A 10,970-nucleotide genomic window follows, 5' to 3' on the forward strand; every position below is an offset into this window, starting at 1 on the left:
GTCAGGAGGTCGCGGCCGGGTGCACGCTCACGGTCGCGGCCTTCACCGACAGCGTCACCGCCGAGCCGGGCTCCAGCGCGAGCTCGGCCACGGCGGCCGGGGTGAGGTCGGCGGTGAGGCCGTGCGCCCAACCGCCGGCCTCGGCCCGCACGCGGATCACCGGCCCGTGCGGTTCCAGCGCCGCGACGACGGCGTCGGCCGTGTTGCGCGGGCTCCCCCGGTGGTCGCCGTCGTGCGGGTAGACCGCGACGGCGTTCGGCGGGAACACCGCGACGGCCGACTCGCCCTGGACCACGTCGGACGCCGGGATGCCGGAAACGACGTCACCCGAAGGCGTCCGCAGGCCGCCTTCGACCGCCGTGCCGGCAACCAGGTTGAGGCCGGCGATCCGTGCGGTGAACGCCGTTCGCGGGGCGGACAGCACGTCACGGGTCGGGCCGTGTTCGACGATCCGGCCGTCGTTCATCACCGCGACGTGGTCGGCGAGCGCGAGCGCGTCGAGCGGGTCGTGCGTCACCAGGACGGTCGTGGGGCCGGTCTTCAGGACCCGTCGCAGCAGGCCGCGGATGGCGGGCGCGGCGTCGACGTCGAGGGCGGCGAACGGCTCGTCGAGCAGCAGGAGGTCCGGCTGGGCGGCGAGCGCCCTGGCGATCGCGACCCGCTGGGCCTGCCCGCCGGACAGCTGGCCGGGGCGCCGGTCGGCGAGCCCGACGGCGTCCACTTCGGCCAGCCAGAAGTAGGCGAGGTCGCGGGCGGCGCGGCGGCCGGCGCCGGTCGAGCGCGGCGAGAAGGCGACGTTGTCCACTGCGGACAGGTGCGGGAAGAGCAGGGCGTCCTGCGAGAGCAGCCCGATGCCCCGCCGGTGCGGTGCCAGCTCGGCCAGTGAACGCCCGGCCACGGTGATCTCCGCGGACCGGGGCGCGACCAGCCCGGCCAGGCAGCCCAGCACCGTCGACTTGCCGGAACCGTTCGGGCCCAGCAGCGCCAGCACCGTCCCGGTGGGCACGTCGAGGTCCACCGACAGCTCGAACGAGCCGCGGACGACGTCGATCCGCGCGGCCAGGCTCATCGCAGGCCGCCTTCCCACGAGCGCGGGCGCGCGACGGCGATCACGACGACCGCCACGACGATGAGCAGCAGGGCGAGCGCCACCGCGCTGTCGACGTCCACTTCGGCCTGCGTGTAGACCTCGAGCGGCAGCGTGCGCGTGACGTCCTCGAGGCTGCCGGCGAAGGTGATCGTCGCGCCGAACTCGCCGAGCGCGCGGGCGAAGCTGAGGACGACGCCGGAGCCGAGGGCGGGCAGCAGCAGCGGCAGGGTGACCCGGCGGAAGACGGTCCAGGGCCGCGCGCCGAGCGTCGCGGCGACCTGCTCGAAGCGGTCGCCGGAGCCGCGCAGCGCCCCTTCGAGGCTGACCACGAGGAACGGCATCGCGACGAACGTCTGCGCGATGACCACCGCGGTCGTGGTGAACGGCACCGACTCCCCGGTCAGCGTGGTGATCAGCATGCCGAGGAAGCCCTTGCGGCCGAGCAGGTAGAGCAGCGCGAGCCCGCCGACGACCGGCGGCAGCACCAGCGGGAGCAGCACGATCGAGCGAAGCAGGCGGACGCCGGCGAACCGGGCGCGGGCGAGCACGACGGCCAGCGGCACCCCGAGCAGCACGCAGGCCACAGTGGACAGCGCGGCGGTGATCAGCGACAGCCGCAGCGCGTGCAGCGACGACGGCGTGACGATCAGCGAGGGGAAGCGCGTGAGGTCGGAGCGCACCAGCAGCCCGACGACGGGGAGCACGACCAGCGCCAGCGCGAGCGTGGCGGGCACGGCGAGCACCCACGGAACCCGCGAACGGCCGGCCGGGGAACGCCCCGGCCGGCCGTTCGCGAGACGGTCACGCCGCAGGGCCGAACCCGACCTTGGTCAGCTCGGTCTTGCCCTCCGTGCCGAGCACGAAGTCGTCGAACTCCTTGGCCAGGGCACTCTGGCCGCCCTTGACCACGGCGATCGGGTAGTTGTTGATCGCGCCGCTCGCCTCGGGGAAGTCGACCTTGTCGACCTTGCCCGCGGCCGAGGTGGCGTCGGTGACGTAGACCAGGCCCGCGTCGGCGTCGCCGGACTGGACCTTGGCCAGCACCTGCTTGACGTCCTGCTCCTCGCTCTTCGGCTTGAGCGTGACACCGGTGCTCGTCTCGACCTTCTTGGTCGCGGAGCCGCACGGCACCTGCGCGGCGCAGGTCACCACGGTCAGCCCGGCCTTGTTCAGGTCGGCGAAGGACTTGATGCCCTTGGGGTTGCCCGGGGCGACGGCGATGGCGAGCTTGTTGGTGGCGAACACGGTCGGCTGGCCGTCGATCACCCCGCCCTGCACGGCCTTGTCCATGTTGGTCTGGTCGGCGGAGGCGAACACGTCGGCCTTCGCGCCGTTGGTCAGCTGCTGGACCAAACCGGACGAACCGGCGAAGCTGAACTTCACGGTCACGCCGGGGTGCTGGGCCTCGAACTCCTTGCCGAGCGCGGTGAACGACTCGGTGAGGGACGCGGCGGCGAACACGGTCAGCGTGCCGCCGGCGTCGCCGGTGCCCTTGGGCGCGGGTGCGGTGACCGACGACCCGCCGGTCTGCGTGCTGGGCTCGTCCGAGCTGCTGCACGCGCCCGCGAACAGGGCGACGGCCGCAACGGCAAGAGCAAGCTGTGACAACCGGGGCTTCGCCCCGGGCCGGGGGCTTCGCCACCCGGACCCCCGAAAAGCGGGCTTGTTCATCGACTTCCTTCCGGTGTCTCCACCACGACAGTGGTCGCCTTGACCACCGCGACCGCGAGCACCCCTGGGCGCAGGCCCAGCTCGCGGACGGCTTCCGTACTCATCAGGGACACCACGCGGTGTGCCCCGCACTGCAGTTCCACCTGGGCCATCACCTTGTCGGCGACGACCTCGGTGACCAGCCCGACGAACTTGTTGCGGGCGGAGCGGCCGACCGCGGACGGGTCGTCGGGGCCGCTCGCCTGGGCACGGGCGAACCCGGCCAGCTGGGCGCCGTCCACGACCTTGCGGCCGGCGGCGTCGTCGGTGGCGGTCAGCTGGCCCGCGCGCACCCAGCGGCGCACGGTGTCGTCACTGACCCCGAGGAGGCGTGCTGCCTCGGACAACCGAAATTGCGGCATGACGCAGACATTATCGCCGCAGTTGAGGAAAAGCTATGCGGGGCGCGAATTGTGCATGATCTCGGTGCGCAGCTGTTCGAGCATGACATTCTGATAACGCTCGACGACTTTTCGCTCGGCCGGTGAGAACTGCGCGAGCAACTCGCGAAGTCCGTCGAAGGCCGACTGGAAGAGGGGCGCGTAGCGGTCGGCGGCCCCCGGCACGACCTCGACGAGGACCTTCCGCCGGTCCTCGGGGTCGCGCACGCGGCGGACCAGCCCGACCTTCTCCAGCCGGTCGATGACACCCGTGACCGCGCCGGTCGACAGCCCGGTGAGCTCGGCGATCCGGCCCGCGGTGAGCGGTCCGTCGGCCTGTCCGACCAGGTCGAACGTCTTGTGATCGGTGCCGGACAGGCCCATCCGCTCGGCGATCCTCGCGTGCCGGAGTACGGTCAGAGTACTGCTTTCGCGACCCAATTCCGCGAAGCGGAAGAGTTCCGCTTCGGAGACCGGGTACGGCTTTTCCGTCGTGCTCGACATCACGCGTCCTTCTCCCGGTGTGCCGTAGGAGTAGTTCGGCCGCTGAACCACTCACTCCGCAAAGTATCCTAGCGATCACCTCACTTCGCGCGATCCAGAGTTAGGCTGTGCGTAATGACGGCAGTGGATCTCGGGTTTCCTCGCGTCCCCGGTACACGAGGTTCCTCTCGTGTGCCCAGACCCGAGAACCCACGACTCATCGACACCTTCGGCCGGGTGGCCACCGATCTGCGGGTTTCCCTGACGGACCGGTGCAATCTGCGCTGTACCTACTGCATGCCCGCCGAAGGCCTCGACTGGATGCCGGGCGAGCAGGTCCTGAGCGACGACGAGCTGGTCCGGCTGATGCGGATCGCCGTCGAGACGCTGGGCGTCACCGACATCCGGCTCACCGGCGGTGAACCGCTGCTGCGGCCGGGTCTCGAGGACCTCGTGGCGCGGATCACGGCGCTCGAGCCGCGGCCCCGGCTGTCCATGACCACCAACGGGATCGGCCTGGCGAAGCGCGCTCCAGCCCTGGCCGCGGCCGGGCTCGCCCGGATCAACGTGTCGCTCGACACCGTCGACCCCGCGACCTTCCTGGAGATCACCCGGCGCGACCGGCTCTCGCACGTGCTGGACGGCATGGCCGCCGCGCGCGACGCCGGGATGTCGCCGGTCAAGGTCAACGCCGTGCTGATGCGGGGCGTCAACGACACCGAAGCCGTGCCGCTGCTGAAGTTCTGCCTCGCCGAGGGCTACCACCTGCGGTTCATCGAGCAGATGCCGCTCGACGCCCAGCACGGCTGGAACCGCGGCGAGATGATCACCGCGTCGGAGATCCTCGGGATGCTGGGCGAGGCGTTCTCGCTGAGCCCGTTCCCGGTGGCGCGGGGCGGCGCGCCGGCCGAGCGCTGGCTGGTCGACGGCGGCCCCGGCGACGTCGGCGTGATCGCGTCGGTGACCCGGCCGTTCTGCTCGGCCTGCGAGCGGACCCGGCTGACCGCGGACGGCGCGGTGCGCTCCTGCCTGTTCAGCAACGACGAGACCGACCTGCGGGCCCTCCTGCGCGCGGGTGTGCGCGACGAAGAAGTGGCGGACGCCTGGCGCGCGACAATGTGGGGGAAGCTCGCGGGGCACGAGATCAACGACGCCGGGTTCGCACAGCCGATCCGGCCGATGAGCGCGATCGGCGGCTGAGATGACGACCCTGACCATCGTGGTCCGGTACTTCGCGGCGGCGCGTGCCGCAGCCGGTGAGGAAGAGGAGAAGGTGCAGCTGCCTTCGGGCGCCACCGTCGCCGACGCCGTGGCCGAGCTGCGCCGCCTCCACCCGGAGAAGCTGCCGCGGGTCCTGGACGCGGTCAGCTACCTGCTCGACGGCATCGCGGTCCGCGACCTGACCCGCCCCCTGAAGGACGGCGCCGAGCTGGACGTCCTCCCGCCCTTCGCCGGCGGCTGACACACCCATACACAGGGGTGTCGTCCCTTCAATCACACGTGATGCCCTCCCAATCACGCGCGATGCCCCTCCGGACGCCGGTGTCGCCCTCCCGGCGGTCGTGTCGCCGTCTATAGGGCGGCGGCGTCGCCTTCTATACACAGGTGCGCCACCCTCCCGGAGTAGGTGCGCCGTCTCCCGACACGGGCACTGCCCGTCCCGATGGCCGCCTCGCCCCTCCTGGCGGACGCGGCGCCCCTATCGAGCGGCCGCGTCGCCTTCTATACATACGTGCGCCGCCCTCTCAAGATGAGTGCGCCGCCCTCGCGCTGCTCCCCGGCGACAGCGCCGCCTTCCCGGGTGCCGCCTCGACCTTATAGATAGGTGCGCCGCCCTCCCTCCACTCGCGCTGCATCTCCCCGGCGCCGCGTCGCTCCTCCCGGCTACCGCGAACCCTCCCCGGCAGCCGCGGCGCCCTCCCGGCGACTGCGGCGCCTCCCGGCGGTCGCGCCGCCCCCTCCCGATGACCGCGTCGCCCTCTCTGTCGGACGCGACGCCCCTCCTGATGGCCGCCTCGCCCCTTCCTGTCGGACGCGTCGCCCCTATAGATAGGTGCGCCACCCCTCGCGACGGGTGAGCCGACCCTCCAAGTACGCGAGCCGACCCCCGGGCACGCGAGGCGTCCGCCCAGTCGCGCGAGCCGTTCGTCCCGGAACGTGAGTTCGCCCGCCCCGTACGCGGGCCGACCACTCAGGTACGGCAGCCGACCGCTCGCCGACACGGATCCGAGCCCTCGGCGTGGCGTGTCGTCGCTTCCGGGCGTTCGCGGGAGGCTCAATACAAGATCGACTCCACCCCGTCCGGTGACCCGTTTCGCCTGGCTGGTCGCAGTCCGTCGTCCGACCTGGCCCGACCCGCCGGGCCGGACGCCTCCGACCGTGGCCGCAAACCGCTCGAACAGGTGGGACTGGAGTGACTCGTGGGGTACATGAGGCGCCGTTGTCAAGTCTGGCGAACCGCCGAGAGGCCCCATAAGATGCGCGCTTCATTGGTGATCCAGGCGGTACGAATGGGCCATTCGCTACGCAAAACACGTGATGCAAGCCTCACGATCCGTGTTTTGTCTCGGCTAGGAAACGGGCAGATAACGGCCCTCTGACCTGCACTAACACCCGTATCGGCAGGGGTTGCGTGCTGTTACTGTGACGTAGGTCACGCCTCGAATAATTTCCGATCACGGCCTTCGTTACGTACCGTCGCTAATCGGCTGGCCCCGACCAGTCAACGCAACACCGGGAATCCGTAGCGCCTAGCCCTGTCCGACGGATCCCCGGACCCATACCCCGAGCGAAAGCATTTCCGGACAGGGACGAGGGGACGAGGACGACGCGTCGTGCGTCGGAGCCGTCTGCCGGTCTGAGAGGGCCGGCGCCAGGACCCCGATCCTGACCCTCAGCACAAGTCTCGTAGGCGCAGGGAAGCCTGAGAAGCATTCAGATGTCTTACCGAGGCAAGCACCGCAAGATGTCCGCTGCCACCCGCACCGTCGCTCGCGTCGCCATCGCGGGTATCGCGGTCGGCGCTCCCCTCGCAATCGCCGCGACCCCCGCGTCGGCGACGAACTGGGACGCCATCGCGCAGTGTGAGAGCGGCGGCAACTGGAGCATCAACACCGGCAACGGCTACTACGGCGGCCTGCAGTTCACGCAGAGCACCTGGAAGGCCTACGGCGGCACCGGCAGCGCTCAGGGCGCGTCCCGCGAGCAGCAGATCGCCGTGGCCGAGCGCGTCCTGCAGGGCCAGGGCATCGGCGCCTGGCCGGTCTGCGGCAAGAAGGGCGGCGGCGGTTCGTCGACGGCCCCGCGGACCGCGAAGACCACCACGCCCAAGAAGGTGACCCCGAAGAAGAGCACCCCGGCGGCGCCGAAGCAGGCGACCCCGAAGCAGGCGGCGCCGACCCAGGCGGCCGGCGTGAGCAGCTCGAACCCGGCGGGCAACTACACCGTCGTGGCGGGCGACACGCTGTCGAAGATCGCCAAGCAGTTCAACGTCCAGGGCGGCTACCAGAAGCTGCAGGACCTGAACGCGAAGTACATCCCGAACGCGGACATGATCCTCGTCGGGCAGAAGATCGCCACCAAGTGACGATCGCGCAGTGATGCGTAGGTCCGGCCTCGAGCCGTGACACACGAACCCTCCACCGCCAATCCCCCGGGCGGTGGAGGGTTCGTGTCATCTCTCCCGGACCCGGCGCGCCTCCGCGAGCTGCATGCGCTCGCCGCGCCGCAGCAGGTCGACGATGAACGCGAGCTCCGCCGCCGAGTAGCGCTCGAGCAGCTCGCGCCCGGCCCGCTCGACCGGGCCGTAGACCTCTTCCAGCAGGGCCACCGCACGCGCGGTCAGCTCCACCACCGCCCGGCGCCGATCATCGGCGTCGGTTTTTCTCGTCAGGTGACCGGCGTGGATCAGCCGCTGGATCGCCGTCGTCGTCGCGTTGACGCCGAACGCCGCCGCCGCGACGTCGTGCGCGCCTTCCCGCGCGAGGTGCCCCACGGTGTGCCCATGTTCGTCAAGCTGGGCCTCGTGACGGCCGCCGACCGCGTCGCGGTCTTCCGCCTCGAACCCGTCAGGGCGAGTTGACCCATTCGTCGGTGCCGTCGGTGAAGTGCTGGTGCTTCCAGACCGGGAGGCGGGCCTTGACCTCGTCCACCACCTCCGCGCACGCCGCGAACGCCTGGCCCCGGTGCTCGGCCGCGACGGCGACCGCCAGCGCCACGTCGCCGATGGTCAGCGCGCCGATGCGGTGGCTGACCGCGACGGCCCGGACGCCGGTCCAGCGGGCTGACAGGTCCGCCACGACCTCCGCGATGACCTGGCTCGCGCTCGGGTGGCCCTCGTAGGTCAGGTCGCGGACGCCCTTGCCGCCGTCGTGGTCGCGGACGACCCCGGCGAACGTCACCACCGCGCCCGCCGCGTCGTCCTCGACCAGGCGGGCGTGCTCCTCCACCGAGAGGGTTTCGCCGGTCACCACGGCCCGCGCGACGCGGACCGCCGGGCCCGAAGCGGGCGAGCGCGGGTGGTCGCCGCCGGCCAGCTGGTCGACGGCGTGGTCCAGGATGCCGTCGAGGACCCCCAAACCGTCCCTCACGCCGCCGCTGGAGCCCGGAAGGTTCACGATGAGGGTCCTCCCCGCAACTCCCGCCACACCACGCGAGAGGACCGCTGTGGGCACCTTGGGGAGGCCGGCCGCGCGGATCGCGTCCGCGACGCCCGGCAGCTCGTGGTCCAGGGCCGCCCGCGTGACGTCCGGGGTGCGGTCGGTCGGGGAGATCCCGGTGCCGCCGGTGGTGAGCACGACGGCCACGCCGTCGGCCAGCGCGGCCCGCAGCGCCACCCCGACCGGGTCGCCGTCCTCGACCACGACCGGCGCCGGGACGTCGTACCCGCGGTCGGCCAGCCAGGCCACGATCACCGGGCCGGTCTTGTCCTCGTAAATCCCCTTCGCGGCGCGGTTGGACGCCACGATCACCCGCGCACTGCGCTTCACGGCCGCTCCCAGGTCCCGGTCTTGCCGCCGTCCTTGCGGAGCAGGCGGACCTCGTCCAGCGTCGCCGCCGGGTCGACGGCCTTGATCATGTCGTGCAGGGTCAGCCCGGCCACGGCCACCGCGGTCAGCGCCTCCATCTCGACGCCGGTGACGTCGGTGGTCTTGGCGGTCGCGCGGATCCCGACCTCGGCCTCGCCCAGCTCGAACTCCACCTTCACGCCGGACAGCGCGATCTGGTGGCACAGCGGGATCAGCTCGGGCACCCGTTTCGCGCCCATGATCCCGGCGATCCGGGCGGTGGCCAGCGCGTCGCCCTTGGGGAGGCCGTCGCTCGCCAGCAGCCGGAGCACCTCGGCGGTGGTCCGCACGGTTCCGGCGGCGAGCGCGGTCCGCGCGGTGGCGGTCTTGCCGGAGACGTCGACCATCCGGGCGGCGCCGGTCCCGTCGACGTGGCTGAGTTCACTCACCAGCCGAGGCTACTTCCGGGGCCACCGGCCGGAAGCCCCGGGACGGGCTCAGCGCTCGGCGCGGACGGCCTTGCGCACCGCCTCGGCGACCGCGGGCGCCACCGCGCTGTCGAACACGCTCGGCACGATGAACGACGCGTTGAGCATGCCGCTGTCCACGACGTCGGCGATCGCGTCGGACGCGGCCAGCAGCATCTCGTCGTCGATGTTGTGCGCGTGCGCGTCGAGCAGGCCGCGGAAGACCCCCGGGAAGGCCAGCACGTTGTTGATCTGGTTCGGGAAGTCGCTGCGGCCGGTGGCGACGACGGCGGCGTGCTGCTGCGCCTCCAGCGGGTCGATCTCCGGGTCCGGGTTGGCCAGCGCGAAGACGACCGCGTCGTCCTTCATGGTCGCGACCTGCTCGGCGCCGAAGAGGTTGGGCGCCGAGACGCCGATGAACACGTCCGCGCCAGCCAGCGCTTCGTGCAGCGTGCCGCTGACCTGGTCCTTGTTCGTGTGCGACGCGATCCACGCGAGGTTGTCGTCGAGGTTGCCGCGGGCGGAGTGGACGATGCCGTCGATGTCCGCGGCGACGATGTCGCCCGGGTTCTTGCGCAGCAGCAGCCGGATGATCGCCGAGCCGGCCGCGCCGACGCCGCTGACCACGATCTTGCAGTCCTCGATGTTCTTGCCGACCACGCGCAAGGCGTTGCGCAGCGCGGCGACGACCACGATCGCGGTGCCGTGCTGGTCGTCGTGGAACACCGGGATGTCCAGCTGCTCACGCAGCCGCTTCTCGATCTCGAAGCAGCGCGGGGCGGCGATGTCCTCGAGGTTGATCCCGGCGTACACCGGCGCGATCGCCTTGACGATCTTGATGATCTCCTCGGTGTCCTGGGTGTCCAGGCAGACCGGCCAGGCGTCGACGTCGGCGAACTTCTTGAACAGCGCCGCCTTGCCCTCCATCACCGGCAGCGCGGCGGCCGGGCCGATGTTGCCCAGGCCGAGCACCGCGGAGCCGTCGGTGACGACGGCGACGGTGTTGCGCTTGATGGTCAGCCGGCGCGCGTCCTCGGGGTTCGCGGCGATCGCCTGGCAGACGCGGGCGACACCCGGGGTGTAGGCGCGGGAGAGGTCGTCACGGTTGCGGAGCGCGACCTTGGGGGTGACCTCGATCTTGCCGCCGAGGTGGATCAGGAACGTCCGGTCGGAGACCTTGCGGACCTTCACGCCGGGCAGCGAGTCGAGCGTCTGCGTGATGTCGTTCGCGTGGTTCTCCGACAGCGCGTTGGCGCTGATGTCGACCACGATCGAGTCGGAGTGGGACTCGACGACGTCGAACGCGGTCAGCACCCCGCCGACCCGCCCGACGGCCGTGGTGAGGTCACCGGCCGCACTGGTCGAGGCCGGAGCCTCGACCCGGACGGTGATCGAATATCCGGGACCGGGAACCGGCATGGCACTTACCCCCGCGTGGGAAAAGTCGGTTGGGACGGGAGCGAACCTACTCCCGTGACCACCCTCACGAAGGCCCGATACCAGTACTGACCAGTAACTATGCCGCTGGTTGCCGACCCGCCCACAGTCACGGCCGCACGGCCTCGTGGGGACGGTTGCGAGCCGCTCCGGGGCGCGGCCTGCTTCAGGCCGGGCCGGCCCCTGGGGTCAGCGGTTGATCTCGGTCTCGGGGTGCACGTAGGGCACCGTGTCGAGCGGGAACGTGAGGTCCCCGAACGGCGACAGCGCGCCCTGGCGGTCCGCCGCCAGTTCGGTCACGGGGTGCTCACCGGCCTCGCCCGGCCAGGTCGGGTCGACACCCTTGTGCTTCTTCTCGCCCTTGGCCACAACGTCCTCCCACACAGCCGTGCTCTGT

13 protein-coding genes are annotated in these 10,970 nt (G+C 71.4%); 3 read left to right on the forward strand and 10 right to left on the reverse strand.

Annotated features, from left to right (window positions below):
* Position 1 precedes the first annotated feature (1 nt).
* Genes ACGFMK_RS01730 through ACGFMK_RS01750 form a run of 5 tightly spaced genes read right to left on the reverse strand, consistent with a single transcriptional unit; the run spans position 2 to position 3,684 of the window.
* Positions 2–1,069: a sulfate/molybdate ABC transporter ATP-binding protein gene (locus ACGFMK_RS01730; protein ID WP_392756838.1), complete on the reverse strand. Its 1,068-nt coding sequence runs from the start codon at positions 1,067–1,069 to the stop codon at positions 2–4.
* The gene (locus ACGFMK_RS01735) at positions 1,066–1,833 is read right to left on the reverse strand and encodes an ABC transporter permease (RefSeq protein WP_392756840.1); all 768 of its coding nucleotides are present in this window, start codon (positions 1,831–1,833) and stop codon (positions 1,066–1,068) included. The genes ACGFMK_RS01730 and ACGFMK_RS01735 overlap by 4 nt, the downstream gene beginning before the upstream one ends.
* A gap of 58 nt (positions 1,834–1,891) precedes the next feature.
* Positions 1,892–2,698 (reverse strand): molybdate ABC transporter substrate-binding protein, encoded by an 807-nt coding sequence (modA, locus tag ACGFMK_RS01740; RefSeq protein WP_392756845.1) that lies wholly within the window; start codon positions 2,696–2,698, stop codon positions 1,892–1,894.
* Between the two features lie 59 nt (positions 2,699–2,757).
* Positions 2,758–3,162: a helix-turn-helix transcriptional regulator gene (locus ACGFMK_RS01745; RefSeq protein ID WP_323324229.1), complete on the reverse strand. Its 405-nt coding sequence runs from the start codon at positions 3,160–3,162 to the stop codon at positions 2,758–2,760.
* Between the two features lie 33 nt (positions 3,163–3,195).
* A complete protein-coding gene (locus tag ACGFMK_RS01750; protein ID WP_392756849.1) occupies positions 3,196–3,684 on the reverse strand; it encodes a MarR family winged helix-turn-helix transcriptional regulator in 489 nt (162 codons plus the stop codon).
* Positions 3,685–3,855: 171 nt separating this feature from the next.
* On the opposite strand from ACGFMK_RS01750, the gene moaA reads away from it, so the two are divergent.
* The 3 genes from moaA to ACGFMK_RS01765 all read left to right on the forward strand — a co-directional run bounded on the left by moaA (position 3,856) and on the right by ACGFMK_RS01765 (position 7,249).
* The gene (moaA, locus tag ACGFMK_RS01755; RefSeq protein WP_392756852.1) at positions 3,856–4,863 is read left to right on the forward strand and encodes a GTP 3',8-cyclase MoaA; all 1,008 of its coding nucleotides are present in this window, start codon (positions 3,856–3,858) and stop codon (positions 4,861–4,863) included.
* A 1-nt stretch (position 4,864) separates the two neighbouring features.
* Entirely contained in the window at positions 4,865–5,125 is a 261-nt protein-coding gene (locus tag ACGFMK_RS01760) for a MoaD/ThiS family protein (protein ID WP_392756855.1), read from the forward strand.
* 1,476 nt (positions 5,126–6,601) lie between these two features.
* Positions 6,602–7,249, forward strand: coding sequence for a transglycosylase family protein (locus tag ACGFMK_RS01765; protein ID WP_392756858.1), 648 nt, complete (start codon positions 6,602–6,604; stop codon positions 7,247–7,249).
* Between the two features lie 87 nt (positions 7,250–7,336).
* Here ACGFMK_RS01765 and ACGFMK_RS01770 read toward each other — a convergent pair whose 3' ends face one another.
* The 5 genes from ACGFMK_RS01770 to ACGFMK_RS01790 form a co-directional block, all read right to left on the reverse strand.
* The gene (locus tag ACGFMK_RS01770; RefSeq protein ID WP_392756861.1) at positions 7,337–7,657 is read right to left on the reverse strand and encodes a MarR family winged helix-turn-helix transcriptional regulator; all 321 of its coding nucleotides are present in this window, start codon (positions 7,655–7,657) and stop codon (positions 7,337–7,339) included.
* Between the two features lie 73 nt (positions 7,658–7,730).
* Entirely contained in the window at positions 7,731–8,651 is a 921-nt protein-coding gene (locus ACGFMK_RS01775; protein WP_392756864.1) for a molybdenum cofactor biosynthesis protein MoaE, read from the reverse strand.
* The gene (moaC, locus tag ACGFMK_RS01780; RefSeq protein WP_323324237.1) at positions 8,648–9,118 is read right to left on the reverse strand and encodes a cyclic pyranopterin monophosphate synthase MoaC; all 471 of its coding nucleotides are present in this window, start codon (positions 9,116–9,118) and stop codon (positions 8,648–8,650) included. Before moaC ends, ACGFMK_RS01775 begins: the two co-directional genes overlap by 4 nt.
* Before the next feature lie 48 nt (positions 9,119–9,166).
* Entirely contained in the window at positions 9,167–10,555 is a 1,389-nt protein-coding gene (locus ACGFMK_RS01785; RefSeq protein ID WP_392756868.1) for an NAD-dependent malic enzyme, read from the reverse strand.
* 207 nt (positions 10,556–10,762) lie between these two features.
* Positions 10,763–10,942, reverse strand: a complete 180-nt coding sequence (locus ACGFMK_RS01790) for a hypothetical protein (protein ID WP_328618583.1) — start codon at positions 10,940–10,942, stop codon at positions 10,763–10,765.
* Positions 10,943–10,970 lie beyond the last annotated feature (28 nt).

The organism is Amycolatopsis sp. NPDC049252 (assembly GCF_043197175.1).
GTDB lineage: Bacteria > Actinomycetota > Actinomycetes > Mycobacteriales > Pseudonocardiaceae > Amycolatopsis.

Bases quoted from the DNA above. Each gene is read 5' to 3' on its own strand.
- ACGFMK_RS01730 (WP_392756838.1), bottom strand. From the start codon at position 1,069: ATGAGCCTGGCCGCGCGGATCGACGTCGTCCGCGGCTCGTTCGAGCTG.
- ACGFMK_RS01745 (WP_323324229.1), bottom strand. From the start codon at position 3,162: ATGCCGCAATTTCGGTTGTCCGAGGCAGCACGCCTCCTCGGGGTCAGT.
- ACGFMK_RS01750 (WP_392756849.1), bottom strand. From the start codon at position 3,684: ATGTCGAGCACGACGGAAAAGCCGTACCCGGTCTCCGAAGCGGAACTC.
- ACGFMK_RS01760 (WP_392756855.1), top strand. From the start codon at position 4,865: ATGACGACCCTGACCATCGTGGTCCGGTACTTCGCGGCGGCGCGTGCC.
- ACGFMK_RS01765 (WP_392756858.1), top strand. From the start codon at position 6,602: ATGTCTTACCGAGGCAAGCACCGCAAGATGTCCGCTGCCACCCGCACC.
- ACGFMK_RS01785 (WP_392756868.1), bottom strand. From the start codon at position 10,555: ATGCCGGTTCCCGGTCCCGGATATTCGATCACCGTCCGGGTCGAGGCT.